Origin of the sequence: Halomonas sp. A11-A (assembly GCF_003182195.1) — a bacterium.
Classification (GTDB): Bacteria; Pseudomonadota; Gammaproteobacteria; order Pseudomonadales; family Halomonadaceae; genus Halomonas; species Halomonas alkalicola.
In genome coordinates this window covers 25,834-42,149 of the sequence record NZ_QGTM01000016.1, presented here as the reverse complement: position 1 = coordinate 42,149, position 16,316 = coordinate 25,834, and the positions used below count along the sequence as shown (strand labels likewise).

At 66.9% G+C, this 16,316-nt stretch carries 14 protein-coding genes and 2 tRNA genes; 1 reads left to right on the top strand and 15 read right to left on the bottom strand.

All coding sequences use genetic code 11. The annotated features are described in order from the left end of the window. Positions 1 to 68: 68 nt before the first annotated feature. From pnp to rlmE, 15 genes are all read right to left on the bottom strand, one after another. The gene (gene pnp, locus DER72_RS10975) at positions 69 to 2,204 is read right to left on the bottom strand and encodes a polyribonucleotide nucleotidyltransferase (RefSeq protein ID WP_181395656.1); all 2,136 of its coding nucleotides are present in this window, start codon (positions 2,202 to 2,204) and stop codon (positions 69 to 71) included. 197 nt (positions 2,205 to 2,401) lie between these two features. Continuing rightward, a complete protein-coding gene (gene rpsO, locus DER72_RS10970) occupies positions 2,402 to 2,671 on the bottom strand; it encodes a 30S ribosomal protein S15 (protein ID WP_110070029.1) in 270 nt (89 codons plus the stop codon). A 79-nt stretch (positions 2,672 to 2,750) separates the two neighbouring features. Further along, complete coding sequence (gene truB / locus DER72_RS10965; RefSeq protein ID WP_110070028.1) at positions 2,751 to 3,668, bottom strand: tRNA pseudouridine(55) synthase TruB; 918 nt, start codon at positions 3,666 to 3,668, stop codon at positions 2,751 to 2,753. Next, positions 3,668 to 4,108: a 30S ribosome-binding factor RbfA gene (gene rbfA, locus DER72_RS10960; protein WP_110070027.1), complete on the bottom strand. Its 441-nt coding sequence runs from the start codon at positions 4,106 to 4,108 to the stop codon at positions 3,668 to 3,670. The genes truB and rbfA overlap by 1 nt, the downstream gene beginning before the upstream one ends. Before the next feature lie 16 nt (positions 4,109 to 4,124). After that, on the bottom strand, positions 4,125 to 6,635 hold the full coding sequence (gene infB, locus DER72_RS10955; RefSeq protein WP_110070026.1) for a translation initiation factor IF-2: 2,511 nt from the start codon (positions 6,633 to 6,635) through the stop codon (positions 4,125 to 4,127). A gap of 101 nt (positions 6,636 to 6,736) precedes the next feature. Further along, positions 6,737 to 8,227 (bottom strand): transcription termination factor NusA, encoded by a 1,491-nt coding sequence (gene nusA, locus DER72_RS10950; protein ID WP_110070025.1) that lies wholly within the window; start codon positions 8,225 to 8,227, stop codon positions 6,737 to 6,739. Positions 8,228 to 8,299: 72 nt separating this feature from the next. After that, on the bottom strand, positions 8,300 to 8,779 hold the full coding sequence (rimP, locus tag DER72_RS10945; protein ID WP_110070024.1) for a ribosome maturation factor RimP: 480 nt from the start codon (positions 8,777 to 8,779) through the stop codon (positions 8,300 to 8,302). 246 nt (positions 8,780 to 9,025) lie between these two features. Continuing rightward, positions 9,026 to 9,102, bottom strand: a tRNA-Met gene (locus tag DER72_RS10940). 119 nt (positions 9,103 to 9,221) lie between these two features. Then, positions 9,222 to 9,308, bottom strand: a tRNA-Leu gene (locus DER72_RS10935). A 30-nt stretch (positions 9,309 to 9,338) separates the two neighbouring features. Then, positions 9,339 to 9,698: a preprotein translocase subunit SecG gene (secG, locus tag DER72_RS10930; protein ID WP_110070023.1), complete on the bottom strand. Its 360-nt coding sequence runs from the start codon at positions 9,696 to 9,698 to the stop codon at positions 9,339 to 9,341. Between the two features lie 4 nt (positions 9,699 to 9,702). After that, positions 9,703 to 10,452: a triose-phosphate isomerase gene (tpiA, locus tag DER72_RS10925; RefSeq protein WP_110070022.1), complete on the bottom strand. Its 750-nt coding sequence runs from the start codon at positions 10,450 to 10,452 to the stop codon at positions 9,703 to 9,705. 67 nt (positions 10,453 to 10,519) lie between these two features. Next, on the bottom strand, positions 10,520 to 11,875 hold the full coding sequence (gene glmM / locus DER72_RS10920) for a phosphoglucosamine mutase (RefSeq protein ID WP_110070021.1): 1,356 nt from the start codon (positions 11,873 to 11,875) through the stop codon (positions 10,520 to 10,522). Next, complete coding sequence (folP, locus tag DER72_RS10915; protein WP_110070054.1) at positions 11,875 to 12,660, bottom strand: dihydropteroate synthase; 786 nt, start codon at positions 12,658 to 12,660, stop codon at positions 11,875 to 11,877. Before folP ends, glmM begins: the two co-directional genes overlap by 1 nt. A 156-nt stretch (positions 12,661 to 12,816) precedes the next feature. Then, positions 12,817 to 14,793 (bottom strand): ATP-dependent zinc metalloprotease FtsH, encoded by a 1,977-nt coding sequence (gene ftsH, locus DER72_RS10910; RefSeq protein ID WP_110070020.1) that lies wholly within the window; start codon positions 14,791 to 14,793, stop codon positions 12,817 to 12,819. Between the two features lie 197 nt (positions 14,794 to 14,990). Continuing rightward, positions 14,991 to 15,680, bottom strand: coding sequence for a 23S rRNA (uridine(2552)-2'-O)-methyltransferase RlmE (gene rlmE / locus DER72_RS10905; protein WP_258306277.1), 690 nt, complete (start codon positions 15,678 to 15,680; stop codon positions 14,991 to 14,993). Positions 15,681 to 15,885: 205 nt separating this feature from the next. Between rlmE and yhbY the strand changes: the two genes are divergently transcribed. After that, on the top strand, positions 15,886 to 16,212 hold the full coding sequence (yhbY, locus tag DER72_RS10900) for a ribosome assembly RNA-binding protein YhbY (RefSeq protein ID WP_110070018.1): 327 nt from the start codon (positions 15,886 to 15,888) through the stop codon (positions 16,210 to 16,212). Positions 16,213 to 16,316 lie beyond the last annotated feature (104 nt).

The window sequence follows — 16,316 nt, the reverse complement described above, 5'->3', positions numbered from 1 at the left end:
CAAACCGCCGCCAGGGCAGGTCCCTGGCGGCGGTTTTACCTTGCAGCTCGGCGCTCGGCGCCTGGCGCTTAGAGCGCAGGCTCGGCGGCTGCCTCGGCCTCGAAGGCCGCCCTCTCTTCCGGGGTGATCTCCTTGATGGTGAGCTTCACCCGGTTGCGGTTGTCGATGTCGAGCACCTTGACCACCACCTCGTCGCCCTCGTTGAGGAAGTCACGCACGTCGTTGACCCGCTCCGGCACGATCTGGGAGATGTGCACCAGACCGTCGGTGCCCGGCATGATGTTGACGAAGGCGCCGAAGTCGGCGATGCGCACCACCTTGCCACGGTAGAGCTTGCCGATCTCGGGCTCGGCGGTGATCGCCAGCACGGTGTCGATGGCCGCCTTGGCCGCCTTCTTGTCCTCGGCGTAGATGCGCACGGTGCCGTCGTCGTCCAGGTCGATGGAGGCGCCGGTATCCTCGCAGATCTTGCGGATGGTGGAGCCACCCTTGCCGATGACGTCGCGGATCTTCTCCGGGTCGATCTTGATGGTCGCCATGGAGGGGGCGTTCTCGGAGACCTCGGTGCGGCTCTGGCCGATCACCGCGTTCATCTGCTCGAGGATGTTGAGGCGCGCCTCCAGAGCCTGCTGCAGCGCCTGCTCCATGATCTCCTCGTTGATGCCCTCGATCTTGATGTCCATCTGCAGGGCGGTCACGCCCTCGGAGGAACCGGCCACCTTGAAGTCCATGTCGCCGAGGTGATCCTCGTCGCCCAGGATGTCGGTCAGCACGGCGAAGCCGTCGTCATCCTTTACCAGGCCCATGGCGATACCGGCCACCGGGGCCTTCATCGGGACGCCGGCGTCCATCAGCGCCAGTGACGCACCGCACACCGAGGCCATGGAGCTGGAGCCGTTGGACTCGGTGATCTCGGAAACCACGCGGATGGTGTAGGGGAACTCCGCCTCGTCGGGCAGCATGGCCTGCACACCGCGACGCGCCAGGCGGCCGTGGCCGATCTCGCGACGCTTGGGACCGCCCATGAAGCCGGCCTCGCCCACGCTGTAGGGGGGGAAGTTGTAGTGCAGCAGGAAGCGGTCCTTGCGCTCGCCCTCCAGCGACTCGATCAGCTGGGAGTCGCGCAGGGTGCCCAGGGTCGCCACCACGATGGCCTGGGTCTCGCCGCGGGTAAAGATCGCCGAGCCGTGGGTCTTAGGCAAGGTGCCCACCTCGATGGAGAGCGGACGCACGGTCTTATGGTCGCGGCCGTCGATGCGCGGCTCGCCCTTGACCACCCGGGAGCGCACCACCCGCTTCTCGAGGCCGGCGAAGGCGCCCTTGACCTCGTCGGCGTCGAACTTGCCCTCCTCCTCGCCGGCGAGCTGCTCGACGGCCTGCTCCTTGAGGGCGGAGAGGGCATCCTGGCGCGCCATCTTGTCGGTGATGCGGTAGGCCTCGCCCACCTTGGCCTCGAACGCGGAGGCCAGGGCGGCCTTGAGCTCGGTGTTCTCCGCCGGTGCCTGCCACTCCCACTTCGGCTTGCCTGCCTCGGCGGCCAGCTCGTTGATGGCCTGGATGGCCACTTGCATCTCCATGTGGCCGTAGAGCATGGCGCCCAGCATCTCGTCCTCGAGCAGCTCCTTGGCCTCGGACTCCACCATCAGCACCGCTTTCTCGGTGCCGGCCACCACCATGTCGAGCTCGGAGGTGGTCAGCTCCTCGACGGTGGGGTTGAGGAAGTAGCCCTTCTCCTCGTTGAAGCCGACGCGGGCCGCGCCGATGGGGCCGCTGAAGGGCACGCCGGAGATGGCCAGGGCCGCGGAGGTGCCGAGCAGCGCCGCGATGTCCGGGTCATGGTTGCGGTCGGTGGAGAGCACCGTGCAGACGACCTGCACCTCGTTCATGAAGCCCTTGGGGAAGAGCGGGCGGATCGGGCGATCGATCAGCCGCGAGGTGAGGGTCTCCTTCTCGGTGGGACGCCCCTCGCGCTTGAAGAAGCCGCCGGGGATCTTGCCGACCGCGTAGGTCTTCTCCTGATAGTGGACGGAGAGCGGGAAGAACGGTTGGCTCGGATTGGCGTCCTTGCGCGCCACCACGGTGCAGAGCACCACGGTGTCGTCCATGGTGACCATGACGGCACCGGTGGCCTGGCGGGCGATGCGCCCGGTTTCCAGGGTGACGGTGCTGCGACCGTACTGAAATGTCTTCTTGACCGGATTCACGGCGACTTCCTTCCTATCTACTTTTCTGTGTTGGGGTCGTTTTGACTCGGCGGCCATTTTAGGGGTTGACGCGCCCCGCGGCCACCGGATAGCAACATTTCCGCCCACCAGACGCAAAACGGGCAGCCCCCTGAGGGAGCTACCCGTTTCGAAAAAGCTGAAGAAAAGGAGGATTTCGTTAACGAAATACCCTTTTCTTAGCGACGCAGGCCCAGGCGCTGGATAAGAGCCTGATAGCGCTCGAAGTCCTTGCGCTTCAGGTAGTCAAGCAGCTTGCGGCGCTGGTTGACCATGCGGATCAGGCCACGACGGGAGTGGTGATCCTGCTTGTTGGTCTTGAAGTGGTCCTGCAGGCCATCAATGTTGGCGCTCAGCAGGGCTACCTGCACTTCGGGGGAACCGGTGTCGTTCTCGCCGCGACCAAATTCGCTGACGATTGCGGACTTCTGCTCGGCTGTCAGTGCCATCTGTCTCTCCAGTAAGCAATATGCCTGAATGATGAGTGTGTGAGACCACGCATATTTGCAGTCTCGGGCGTTTCTCCCTTCAATCGGCTGCGGTGCTCAGCAGCCGTTTCGGCGCCACCTCCTGTGGCGCCGTTACCGCGCCGAGGCCCAGGAAGGCCCCATCGCAGTAGAGTCTTGCCGTCTCGCCGGTGGCGATGCCCGAGGCATCGACACGCGCCGCCTGACCCAGGGTCAGGCGAGCGGCCGCCGAGACGTCCAGCTCGAGTCGCGGCAGGTGCGCGACCAGCACGTCGACGGGCAGCAGCGTCGCCTCCCGGGCAACCTGCTCAGGCAGCGCCTCCAGGGCCTCGAGGGTCAGCATGCCCTGCGCGGTGAAGGGGCCGGTCGCCAAGCGCCGCAGCGCGCTGATATGCGCGCCGCTGCCCAGGGCCCGACCGATGTCCTCGGCCAGGGTGCGCACATAGGTGCCCTTGCTGACCTTCACTTCCAGCTCGAAGGCCTCGCCCTCGCAGGCGAGAAGCCGGGCATCATACACCGTCACGCGCCGCGCTGCACGCTCGATCGCCTTGCCCTCGCGGGCCAGCTCATAGAGCTTGCGCCCCTGATGCTTGAGCGCCGAGTACATCGGCGGCACCTGCTCGATCTCGCCGTGGAAGCGCTCGAGCACGCCCTCCACATCGGCCGCGGTGAGCGGCGGCACCGCACAGCGTTCGACCACCTCGCCCTCGGCGTCGCCGGTGTCGGTCACCGCGCCCAGTTCGACCCGGGTACGGTAGACCTTGTCGGCGGCCAGCAGGTGGGCGGAAAACTTGGTCGCCTCACCGAAGCAGACCGGCAAGAGCCCGGTGGCCATGGGGTCCAGGGTGCCGGTATGACCGGCCTTCTGGGCCTGGAACAGCCGCCGGGCACGCTGCAGGGCGTGGTTGCTGGAGAGGCCCTTGGGCTTGTCCAGCAGCAGCACCCCGTTGACCGGTAGGCCGCGACGCCGACGCGCCATCAGTCGCGCCCGCTGTCGCTGCCGGGCTGACCCTCGCCGCTCGACTCGGCGCCCTCGTCGCCGCCCTCCTCGCCACTGCGGGAGCGGTCGCTGGCGACCGCCTCCTGGATCAGCGAGGAGAGCCGCTGGCCCCGCACCACGCTCTCGTCGTAGTGGAAGCGCAGCTCCGGCACGTGGCGCAGCTTGATGCGCCGCGCGACCTGGCCCCGCAGGAAACCCGCGGCCTGCTTGAGAACCTTGAGGTTCTCCTTGATCCGCTCCGGGGTGTCCTCGCCCAGCAGGGTCACGTGGACGTCGGCGTAGCCGAGGTCACGACTGACCTCGACGCCGCTGACCGTCACCATGCCCAGGCGCGGGTCCTTGACCTCGCGCTGGATGAGTACCGCCAGCTCCTTCTGGAGCTGGTCGGCCACCCGGTCGGTTCGCTTGAACTCGCGCATGCTAGGCTCCTGGCGCTCAGAGCGTCCGCTCGACCTTGACCTGGTCGAAGACCTCGATCTTGTCGCCGACCTGGACATCGTTGTAGTTCTTCACGCCGATGCCGCACTCCATGCCGCTGCGCACTTCCTGGACGTCATCCTTGAAGCGGCGCAGCGACTCGAGCTCACCCTCGTAGATCACCACGTTGTCGCGCAGCACGCGGATCTTCTTGTTACGGAAGACGCTGCCCTCGACCACCATGCAGCCGGCCACGGCGCCGATCTTGGGCGCGCGGAAGACGTCACGGACCTCGGCCACGCCGACGATCTCTTCCTTCCACTCCGGCGCCAGCATGCCACTCATCGCCTGCTTGACCTCGTCGATCAGCTGGTAGATGACGCTGTAGTAACGCAGATCCAGGCCTTCACGCTCGATGATCTCCCGGGCCGCGGCGTCGGCACGTACGTTGAAGCCGACCACGATAGCCTCGGAGGCCAGCGCCAGGTTGGCGTCGGTGCCGGTGATGCCGCCCACCCCGGAGGAGACCACCGCCACCTGCACCTCGTCGGTGGAGAGTTCTTCCAGCGCGCCCTTGATCGCTTCCAGGGAGCCCTGGACGTCGGCCTTAAGCACGATGTTGAGCTTGGCGACCTCGTCCTGGCCCATCTGGCTGAACATGTTCTCCAGCTTGGCCTTCTGCTGGCGAGCCAGGCGCACCTCGCGGTACTTGCCCTGACGGAAGTTGGCGACCTCGCGGGCCTTCTTCTCGTCGGCCACCACCATGAAGTCATCACCGGCGTCCGGGGTGCCGTCGAGGCCCTGGATCTCCACGGGCATCGAGGGACCGGCCGAATCGACCTGCTGGCCCAGCTCGTTGGTCAGCGCGCGCACGCGGCCGTAGTGCAGGCCGGCCAGCACGATGTCGCCCTTCTTCAGGGTACCGTTCTGGACCAGCACGGTGGCCACCGGGCCGCGGCCCTTATCGAGGCGGGACTCGATCACCACGCCCTTGCCGGGCGCTGCCGGCACGGCCTTGAGCTCGAGCACCTCAGAGACCAGCTGGATCGCCTCCAGCAGGTCCTCGATACCTTCACCGCTCTTGGCCGAGACGTGGACGAACTGGGTGTCGCCGCCCCACTCCTCGGAGATCACGCCGTGCTGTGAAAGCTCGTTCTTGACCCGATCCGGGTCAGCCGTCGGCTTGTCGATCTTGTTGACCGCCACCACCATGGGCACATCGGCCGCCTTGGAGTGCTCGATCGCCTCGATGGTCTGGGGCATGACGCCGTCGTCGGCGGCCACCACCAGGATGACCACGTCGGTGGCCTTGGCGCCGCGGGCACGCATGGCGGTGAACGCCGCGTGACCGGGGGTATCCAGGAAGGTCACGCCACCGTGCTCGTCCTCGACGTGGTAGGCGCCGATGTGCTGGGTGATGCCGCCGGCTTCACCGGTGGCCACCTTGGCCTTGCGGATATAGTCGAGCAGCGAGGTCTTGCCGTGGTCGACGTGACCCATCACGGTGACCACCGGCGAGCGGGTGATCTCCTCGCCCTCGTAGGAGATGCCTTCGAGCATTTCGGTCTCGAGAGCGTCGTCCTTGATCAGCTTGGCCTTGTGGCCCATCTCCTCGACCACGATGGCCGCGGTGTCCTGATCAATGGTCTGGTTGATGGTCACCGCCGCGCCCATGGTGAACATGGCCTTGATGACCTCGTTCGCCTTGATCGACATCTTGTCGGCCAGGTCGGCGACGCTGATCGACTCGGGGATGGAGACCTCGCGGACGATCGGCTGGGTCGGCTTCTGGAAGCCGTGCTTGCCGCCCCCCTGAGTGCCACCACGACGACCACCGCGGCGCTCGGCGCGCTTGGCCTTCTTGCCGCCGCCACCGCGGCGACGCTCCTCGCGATCATCGTCGTCGCGCTCGTGGCGCCCCTTCTTGGCGGCGGCTTTCTTGGGCGGCGCGGTACGGCGATCGGTGCGGCCTTCCTTGGGCGGCGCGGGCGGCTCGTCACCGGCCGGTGCCTCCTCGAGCTCGGGCACCGGGATCTGCGGCTCGGCTTCGGCCTTCTCGGCCTCGAGCTTGGCCGCGGCCTCGCGGGCGGCCTCATCGGCGGCGCGGGCCTTGGCGGCTTCGGCCTCGCGGGCCTCCTGCTCGGCCTGGGCCTGCTGGGAGTCGGCCATGTCACCGACCAACTGGCGCGGCCCGGTCTCCTCGACCGGCTCCGGCGTCGCCTCTTCATCGGCCCGTTTGACGTAGGTACGCTTCTTGCGCACCTGCACCTCGATGGTCTTGCCGCGCTCGCCGGTGTTGATGCGCGTACGCGTCCTGCGCGTCAGGGTGATGCGGTTCTTCGGCACCGCGGCGCTGGTGCTCCCACCGTGACTCTTGGTGAGGTAGTCCAGCAGCTGGCGCTTGTCCTCTTCGGACACCGCATCGCTTTCAGTCTTGTGGCCGAGACCGGCCTCTTTCATCTGTTCCAGCAGACGAGGCACGTCGCGCCCCACCTTCGCTGCAAAATCCTTAACGGTCATCTCTGACATTACGACCCTCCTGAGCCCGTGACCCCAATTCTTCGCTTCGAATCCTCTCGCCCGGCCTCTGATTACCGGGCATGGCGCCTGTCACGCCAATCGCCTTCGAGCTATTCGTTTTCAAACCAGGGCGCACGGGCAGTCATGATCAATGCCGCGGCGCGCTCCTCGTCCATCCCCTCGATGTCCAGCAGATCATCGACGGACTGCTCGGCAAGATCTTCCATGGTAGCGATCCCGCGGCTGGCCAGGATGAAGGCCAGGTGGCGCTCCATGCCGTCCATCTCCAGCAGGTCCTCGGCCGGCTGTGCGCCGTCGAGCTCCTCCTCGGAGGCGATGGCCAGGTTGAGCAGCTCATCCTTGGCGCGGGCGCGCAGCTCCTCGACGATCTCCTCGTCGAACTCCTCGATCTCGAGCATCTCCTCGACCGGCACGTAGGCGATCTCCTCCAGAGAGGTGAAGCCCTCCTCCACCAGCAGGCGCGCGACGTCATCGTCGATGTCCAGGTGCTGGATGAAGTGCTCGACCAGGCTGTCGATCTCCTGGTCGCGCTTGGCCTCGGCATCCGCCTCGGTCATGACGTTAATCCGCCAGCCGGTCAGCTCGGAGGCCAGGCGCACGTTCTGGCCGCTGCGGCCGATGGCCTGGGCCAGGTTGTCCTCAGCCACCGCCACGTCCATGGCGTGGGCATCCTCGTCCACCAGGATGGAGGCGACATCCGCCGGCGCCATGGCGTTGATCACCAGCTGGGCGGGGTTGTCGTCCCACAGCACGATGTCGATACGCTCGTTCTGCAGCTCCGAGGAGACCGCCTGAACGCGGGAGCCGCGCATGCCCACGCAGGCGCCTACCGGATCGATGCGCCGGTCGTTGGTCTTCACGGCGATCTTGGCCCGGGAGCCCGGATCCCGGGCGGCGCCCTTGATCTCGATGAGCTGCTCGGCGATCTCCGGCACCTCGATGCGGAACAGCTCGATGATCAGCTCCGGGCAGGTGCGCGACAGGATCAACTGGGCGCCGCGCGCCTCGGGATCCACCTTGACCAGCAGGGCGCGCACGCGCTCGTTCATGCGATAGCGCTCGCCGGGGATCATCTCGCTGCGCGGCAGGAACGCCTCGGCGTTCTCGCCCAGGTCGATGATCAGGCCGTCGCGGGTGGTCTTCTTGACGATGCCGGAGACCAGCTCGCCCTCGCGCTCGGCGTAGAGGCGCACCACCTCGGCCCGCTCGGCCTCGCGCACCTTCTGCACGATCACCTGCTTGGCGGTCTGGGCGGCGATGCGGCCGAAGTCGGCGTTCTCGATCTTCTCCTCGACCACATCGCCCAGCGCCAGGGGCGGGTCGCGACGCTCGGCGAAGGAGAGCTTGATCTGGTGGTCGGGACCGTCGAAGTCGTCGTCTTCCACCACCGTCCAGCGGCGGAAGGTCTCGTACTCACCGGTACGACGATCGATATGCACCCGCACGCTGGCCTCTTCATCCTCGAAGCGCTTGCGGGACGCGCTGGCCAGGGCCGCCTCGACGGCCTCGAAGATCACCTCGCGGGGAACTCCCTTCTCGTTGGAGATCGCGTCAACGACCGCCAGAATCTCTTTGCTCATGCCATTGCCTCGCCAGAAAACCTGTCCTCGAGCGTCATGCTCATTGCGCCGTGCCGACCAGTAGCCTGATGGTCACGGCTGACCATCGACCGGGTCCTCGAACCTTGGCACCACGTGCGCCTGGTCGATGCTCTCGATCGGAAAGCAGTACTCTTCGCCGTCCATCTGGAGCAGCACCTCATCCCCCTCGACACCGGCCAGCAGGCCCTGGAACTTGCGTCGCCCCTCGAAGGGCACACGCAGCTTCAGCGCCACATCGTGGCCGCGATAGCGGGTGAACTGATCGAGGGTGTAGAGCGGACGGTCCATGCCCGGGGAGGAGACCTCGAGACGATACTCGCCGCGGATCGGGTCCTCGACGTCGAACACCGCACTTACCTGACGACTGATGTCGGCGCAGTCGTCCACACTGACGCCATTCTCGTGATCGATGTAGATCACCAGACGGGAGTGCCTGCCCTGGGATTGAAAGTCGATGCCCCACAGCTCGAAACCCATGGCAGTGACCACGGGTTCGATCATTGCGTGCAGGACTGCATCCTTGATTGCCACGAAAATATCGCTCCTACAGCCGTTGCATCAGGCACCTGGCCGGGAGTCATCAGGAAAGTCAGGTGGCTGATTGGCGTTGCCCGGAACAGCCGCCGGGCGCGCAACGCCCTGCATGCTGCTAACAAAAAGCCCCTTCACAGGAAGGGGCTTTCAGAAGAAACCTGTATACCATTCCGGCAATCTGACCGCCCCTTCTCTTCGAACTTTAGCGCATGAACCGCAATTCGAAAGGCGTCAGCCGGAAGATGGTAGCGGGGGCCGGATTTGAACCGACGACCTTCGGGTTATGAGCCCGACGAGCTACCAGACTGCTCCACCCCGCATCAATCTAGGTCGGTGATTCTACGCATCGCCGCGACTGACGTCAAGGGATGCTCACCGCTATGCCAATCCTGCTGTCTGAAGGACCGCCTGTGCGCCCATGGCGCTGCGGTGAATCAGATGGTGCCGAAGGCGGGACTTGAACCCGCACGACCGTAAGGTCACTACCCCCTCAAGATAGCGTGTCTACCAATTCCACCACTTCGGCATCAGGGGAGGCTGGAAACCGCGAAGCGATCTAGCCGTCGCTTCCCTCCAGCACTGGCGCTGCATTATCCATACCTTGGGCACTGTCGTCAAGGGTCGGAATGCCGCGCTGCTGCTCGATCAGGCGGGGGTCGGGAATCCCGGCCTCCGGCGCCTGGCTTGCCTGGGTGGCATACCAGGCCAAGGTCAGGGAGGTGGCGAAGAAGGCCGCCGCCAGTACCGCGGTGCTCTTGGAGAGAAAACCGCCGCTGCCGCGGGAGCCGAACACGGTCTGGGAGGCACCGCCACCGAAGGCGGCGCCGGCTTCGGCGCCCTTGCCCTGCTGCAGCAGGACGAGGGCGACCAGGGCGATGGCGATCGCCACGTGGATAATGAGAATGACAACTTGCATGGAATCAACCTGCTGACTGACAGATGGCTAGGAAATCGTCGACCTTGAGCGAGGCACCGCCCACCAGGCCGCCGTCGATATCGGGCTGGGAGAGCAGCTCGGCGGCATTGCCGGCGTTCATGCTCCCCCCGTAGAGCAACCGCAGTCCATCGGCCAGCTCCCGGTCGTAGCTGGCCTGGTAGTCGCGAATGCCGGCCATGACCTCCTGGGCCTGCTTCGGCGTGGCGGTGCGGCCGGTGCCGATGGCCCACACCGGTTCGTAGGCGATGACCACGCGCGGGCGCTGCTCCGGTTCCAGGCGCGACATCACGAACCCCACCTGGCGCAGCACCACCTCCATGGTGCGGCCGGCATCGCGCTCCTCGAGGGTCTCGCCCACGCAGAGCACCGGCGTCAGGCCGACGCTGAGGGCGGCCAGCAGGCGATCGAAGACCTGCGCATCGCTCTCGCGATAGAGCTGACGGCGCTCCGAATGCCCGACCAGGACATAGCGCACGCCGAACTCGCACAGCATGCGTCCGCTGACCTCGCCGGTATGCGCCCCGGAATGCAGCGGATTGAGCGACTGGGCGCCAAGCCGAAGCGGGGTGCCGGCGAAGGCGCGCCGAGCCGCATCCAGGTAGGGGAACGGAGGGAAGATCACGACCTCGATCCCCTCCGGCAGCTCGGCCTCGGCAAAGGCACGACCGAACGCCTCGACCAGATCGGCCGAGCCATTCATCTTCCAGTTGCCGGCAAGCAGCGGGGTACGCATCGACTGTCCTCTTTCAAGGTGGAGCGAAATGGTATAGGAGCGACCCTGTCAAGACAACCAGCCCCGCTCAGCCCAGTAGCGACTCGACCTCGGCGGCGATGCGTCGCGCCAGGCCATCCACATCCAGGTGGGGACGCCCCTCCACCATCACGCGAATCAGCGGCTCGGTGCCGGAGGGGCGCAGCAGCACGCGCCCTTCGTCGCCCAGCTCGGCCTCCACCTCGGCCACCACCGCCTGGAGCTCCGGCCGCTCCATGAGCAGCGCCGCCTTGCTGCCCGGCGTGAGCCGCACGTTCACCAGCGCCTGGGGCGCCTTCTCCAGGCCGGCCAGCAGGCGGCTCAGCGGCTTCTCCTCGCGCACCATGATCGCCAGCACCTGCAGCGCCGAGACGATGCCGTCGCCGGTGGTCTGCACGTGGCCACAGACGATATGGCCCGAAGATTCGCCGCCCAGTTGCCAGCCCTTGGCGGCCAGCCGCTCCATCACGTAGCGGTCGCCCACCTTGGCGCGCTCGAAGGGCACGCCCATCTCCTCGAAGGCCGCCGCCAGGCCGAAGTTGGACATCAGGGTGCCCACCACGCCGCCGCCCAGCTCGCCGCGGGCGTGGCGATCACGGGCGATCAGGTAGAGGATGTCGTCACCGTCGATCTCGCGGCCGTCGCTGTCCACCAGCAGCACGCGGTCGCCGTCGCCGTCGAAGGCCACGCCGAGGTCGGCGCCCTGCTGGATCACCGCCGCGCGCAGCGCCGCGGGGTGCGTCGAGCCGACCCCCTGGTTGATGTTGAGCCCGTCGGGGCTCGCGCCGATCAGGCTCACCTCGGCGCCCAGCTCGCGGAACACGCTGGGAGCGATGTGGTAGGTCGCGCCGTGGGCGCAGTCCAGCACCACCTTCAGGCCGTTCAGGCTGACCCGGTCCGGGATGGTGGACTTGCAGAACTCGATATAGCGGCCGTCGGCATCATCGATACGGGTCGCCTTGCCCAGCTTGTCCGCCGCCACCGTGGTAAGCGGCTCGTCGAGCATTGCCTCGATCTCCTCCTCCAGCTCATCGCCCAGCTTGGCGCCAGCGGTGGAGAAGAACTTGATGCCGTTGTCGGGGAAGGCGTTGTGGGAGGCGGAGATGACGATCCCGGCATCGGCACGGAAAGTGCGGGTTAGGTAGGCGATGCCGGGCGTCGGCATGGGGCCAAGCAGGGACACGTCGACCCCCGCGGCGGAGAGCCCCGCCTCCAGGGCCGACTCGAACATGTAGCCGGAGATCCGGGTGTCCTTGCCGATCAGCACCCGCGGGCGGCGCTTGCCGCCGCGCGCGGCCAGCACGCGGCCGGTGGCCCAGCCCAGCTTGAGCATGAAGTCCGCCGTGATGGGGGGCTCACCGACGGTCCCGCGGATTCCGTCGGTGCCGAAATAGCGTCGTGTCATCAGCATCCTTCCTTGAGTACGGCCCAGGTCATGTTCACCGCATCCACGCTGGGGGCCACATCGTGGACGCGCAGGATGCGGGCGCCACGCTCTACCGCCAGGGCCGTCAGCGCCAGCCCTCCGGGCAGGCGCTCCTCCACCGGACGCTCCAGCACCTTGCCGATCATGCTCTTGCGGGACATGCCCACCAACAGCGGCAGCTCGAGCGCCGCCAGGCGCTCCAGGCGATTGAGCAGGCGCAGGTTGTGCTCCACGGTCTTGCCGAAGCCGAACCCGGGGTCGACCAGCAGGCGCTCGCGGCGCAAGCCGGCCGCCTCGCAGACGGCGACCCGCTCGGCGAGGTAGTCGACCACCGCCTCCTCGATGGGCACATCATAGCGGGGCGAGTGCTGCATGTCGCGGGGCTCGCCCTGGCGATGCATCAGGCAGACCGGCAGGCCCGTGCCGATCGCCGCGGCCAGCGCACCCTCGCGCTCCAGGGCACGCACGTCGTTGATCATGCCGGCCCCTAGGGCCGCGCTCTCGCGCATCACCTCGGGGCAGCTGGTATCCACCGAGACCAGGGCGTCCAGCTCGCGCACCAGGGCCTCTACCACCGGCGCGACCCGGTCGAGCTCCTGCTGGGTCGAGACCTCGTCGGCGCCGGGACGGGTGGACTCGCCGCCCACGTCGATGATCGCCGCCCCCTCGGCCAGCATGCGCTCGGCGTGACGCAGGGCGTCATCCAGGGCCACATGGCGGCCGCCGTCGGAGAAGGAGTCGGGGGTGACGTTGAGGATCCCCATCACACGGGGAAAGCTGAGGTCCAGCCGCTGGCGGCCGCAGGCAAGGGAGGCAAGGGTCGAAGTCATCATGGCTCTTGGTGGCGGGAATCGGGGCTCATAATCGCACAGGCGCCCCACGATGGGGGCGCCTGTCAGGGGGGGGTGGACACTGCGGCTTCAGGAGCCGACCGGGCCGCCCAGCGGGTCGGAGGGACGACGGCGGGGCTCGTCGTCGTCGCTGGTCTCATCCGGCGCCTCGGGCGCCGCCTCGGCGGCAGGCTCTTCGGTCACCGGGGCCCCAGGGCCGGAGGAGTCACCATCCTCCCAGTCCTTGGGCGGACGCGGATCGCGCCCTTCCATGATGTCCTTGAGCTGGTCGGCATCGATGGTCTCGTACTTCATCAGCGCCTCGGCCATGGCGTCGAGCTTGTCGCGGTTCTCCTCGAGGATGGCACGCGCCTTCTCGTAGCACTCGTCGATCACCCTGCGCACCTCCTTGTCGAGCTTGGAGATGGTCTCGCCGGACTTCAGCTTGCCACCGCCCTGGCCCGGGCCGCCGAGGAACTGGTGGGACTCGTCCTCGTCGTACATGATCGGGCCCATCTCCTCGGAGAGGCCCCACTTGGCGACCATATTGTGGGCCAGCTCGGTGGCGCGCTTGATGTCGTTGGAGGCCCCGGTGGTGACGCCGTTCGGGCCCAGAGTCATCTCCTCGGCGATTCGGCCGCCGAACAGCGAGCAGATCTGGCTGAGGATCTGCTGTCGCGACAGGCTGTAGCGATCCTGCTCGGGCAGGAACATGGTCACGCCCAGGGCGCGGCCGCGGGGGATGATGGTCACCTTGTAGACCGGGTCATGCTCCGGCACCACCAGACCGATGATGGCGTGACCCGCCTCGTGGTAGGCGGTGTTGAGCTTCTCCTTCTCGGTCATGACCATGGAGCGGCGCTCGGCGCCCATCATGATCTTGTCCTTGGCCAGCTCCAGCTCCTCCATGCCCACCAGGCGCTTGTTGCGGCGCGCGGCGAACAGGGCCGCCTCGTTGACCAGGTTGGCCAGGTCGGCGCCCGAGAAGCCCGGAGTACCGCGGGCGATCAGAGACGGCTTGACGTCGTCGGCCAGTGGCACCTTGCGCAGGTGCACGTTGAGGATCTGCTCGCGGCCGCGGATGTCGGGCAGGCCCACCACCACTTGGCGGTCGAAGCGGCCCGGACGCAGCAGCGCCGGGTCGAGCACGTCGGGCCGGTTGGTGGCGGCGATGACGATGATGCCCTCGTTGGCCTCGAAGCCGTCCATCTCCACCAGCAGCTGGTTGAGGGTCTGCTCGCGCTCGTCGTTGCCGCCGCCCATGCCGACCCCGCGGGAACGGCCCACGGCGTCGATCTCGTCGATGAAGATGATGCAGGGGGCCTGCTTCTTGGCCTGCTCGAACATGTCGCGCACGCGGGAGGCACCCACGCCGACGAACATCTCCACGAAGTCGGAGCCGGAGATCGAGAAGAAGGGCACCTTGGCCTCGCCGGCGATGGACTTGGCGAGCAGCGTCTTGCCGGTGCCGGGCGGGCCCACCATCAGCACGCCGCGGGGAATGGTGCCACCCAGGCGCTGGAACTTGGTGGGGTCGCGCAGGAAGTCGACCAGCTCCTCGACCTCCTCCTTGGCCTCGTCGCAGCCGGCGACGTCGGCGAAGGTGGTCTTGATCTGGTCCTGGGAGAGCAGCTTGGCCTTGGACTTGCCGAAGCTCATCGGCCCGCCCTTGCCGGCGCCACCGCCCTGCATCTGGCGCATGAAGAACATGAAGATGGCCAGGATCAGCAGGATCGGGAAGCTGGCGATCAGCAGCCGGGCCCACAGGCTCTGCTGCTCGGGCTCCTTGCCCACCACGGTGACGTTGTTGGAGAGCAGGTCGTCGATCAGCTTGGGATCCTCCGCCGCGGGGCGGATGGTCTGGAACGAGGAACCGTCGGTGCGCTCGCCGGTGATCCGGTAGCCATCGATGGTCACGCTGCGTACCTGCTGGTTCTGCACCTGCTGGACGAACTGGGAGTAGCTCATCGACTGGGGTGAGCTGTCGACGCTGAAGTTGTTGAACACCGTCAGCAGCACCGCCGCGATGACCAACCACAGGATCAGGTTCTTCGCCATGTCGTTCAAGGGACTACCCTCAATATCAGTAATCTGTCGGCCATATATGCGCCTGGCACATTGGACACTACAGGAGCCAGCTGCGTTCGGCCACCGCCGGCGCGCTGGCGCAGACGGTCCATCTCAGGCACCACTCTGACACAGTTGCGCGCCGCTGTCCGGCAATCGTCCCGGTAGGAAAGACCTATCAAGGCGATCGCCCGCCATCAGCCGCGAAGGCCCTGCGCCAGCAGGTAGACCTCGCGGGAGCGCGCCCGGGAGGCGCCCGGCTTGCGGGTCACCACCCGGGTGAAGCGCTCGCGCAGGGTCTTCAGGTATTCGTCGAAGCCTTCGCCCTGGAACACCTTGGCCAGGAAGGTGCCACCGGGGCGCAGGGTCTGGCCGGCCAGGTCCAGCGCCAGCTCCACCAGGTACATCGCCTGGGGCTGGTCGATGGCGGCCATGCCGCTCATGTTGGGGGCCATGTCGGACATCACCAGGTCCACCGGGCGCTCGCCCAGCACCCCGAGGATCGCCTCGAGCACCGCCTCCTCGGTGAAGTCGCCCTGGATGAAGTCGACGCCGGCCAGGGCGTCCATCTCAAGGATGTCGGAGGCGATCACCACCCCCTCGGGGCCGACCTTCTCCGCTGCCACTTGGCTCCAGCCGCCGGGGGCCGCACCGAGATCGATCACCGTCATGCCGGGCTTGAAGAGGCGATCCTTGTCGTCCAGCTCCAGCAGCTTGTAGCTGGCCCGGGAGCGATAGCCGTCCTGCCAGGAGCGCTGCACGTACTGGTCGTCGAAGTGCTCCTTCAGCCAGCCCTTGCTGGTCTTGCTGGCAGCGCCCTTGTTCGCGGCGCTCTTGCCGGCCGGCGCAGGGCCGGAGGCGGGAGATGTTGTGCGAGAACGAGCCACGGCATCACCAGGAGTGGAGGGTAACGGACAGGCGCAGGAGCGAAATGCAGAAGGCGGCATGCCAGGAGGCCTGACGCCGGCCGATCCTTCGGAGAGGACCAGGCTCAGGGCGCGCACGGCGCGGCATTTCGCCGTAGCCATTTTCGGCGCCAGGTTTTACGCGTACTATGGGAGGCTGCGCGCAACCAAGAAGATGCAAGATACCATGAGCTTGTCACAGGCACAAAAGAAAGCATTTCGCAGCATCGGCCACCACCTGAACCCGGTGGTGACGGTCTCCGAGAACGGCATTTCCGAAGGAGTGCTGGCGGAGCTCGACCGGGCGCTCTCCGACCATGAGCTGATCAAGGTGAAGCTGGCCCTGCCGGAGCGCGACGACCGCGGCATCATTCTCGAGGAGCTGGTCGCCGCGAGCGGCGCCGAGCTGGTGCAGAAGATCGGCAAGATGGCGCTGCTCTATCGCAAGAACCCCAGGGTCAACCCGAAGCTCTCCAACGTCCAGCGCTTCGAGGGGCACCACGGGCGGCACTGACCCCCAAGCGCCAAGCGACCCAGAAAAGAAGCCCCGCAGACGCGAGTCTGCGGGGCTTCTTCTTGCCTGGCTTACCCGCCGCCCGTCACCGAGCGGCTTGGTTG

Bases quoted from the DNA above. Each gene is read 5' to 3' on its own strand.
- rpsO (WP_110070029.1), bottom strand. From the start codon at position 2,671: ATGGCACTGACAGCCGAGCAGAAGTCCGCAATCGTCAGCGAATTTGGT.
- truB (WP_110070028.1), bottom strand. From the start codon at position 3,668: ATGGCGCGTCGGCGTCGCGGCCTACCGGTCAACGGGGTGCTGCTGCTG.
- rbfA (WP_110070027.1), bottom strand. From the start codon at position 4,108: ATGCGCGAGTTCAAGCGAACCGACCGGGTGGCCGACCAGCTCCAGAAG.
- infB (WP_110070026.1), bottom strand. From the start codon at position 6,635: ATGTCAGAGATGACCGTTAAGGATTTTGCAGCGAAGGTGGGGCGCGAC.
- nusA (WP_110070025.1), bottom strand. From the start codon at position 8,227: ATGAGCAAAGAGATTCTGGCGGTCGTTGACGCGATCTCCAACGAGAAG.
- secG (WP_110070023.1), bottom strand. From the start codon at position 9,698: ATGCAAGTTGTCATTCTCATTATCCACGTGGCGATCGCCATCGCCCTG.
- tpiA (WP_110070022.1), bottom strand. From the start codon at position 10,452: ATGCGTACCCCGCTGCTTGCCGGCAACTGGAAGATGAATGGCTCGGCC.
- glmM (WP_110070021.1), bottom strand. From the start codon at position 11,875: ATGACACGACGCTATTTCGGCACCGACGGAATCCGCGGGACCGTCGGT.
- folP (WP_110070054.1), bottom strand. From the start codon at position 12,660: ATGGGGATCCTCAACGTCACCCCCGACTCCTTCTCCGACGGCGGCCGC.
- yhbY (WP_110070018.1), top strand. From the start codon at position 15,886: ATGAGCTTGTCACAGGCACAAAAGAAAGCATTTCGCAGCATCGGCCAC.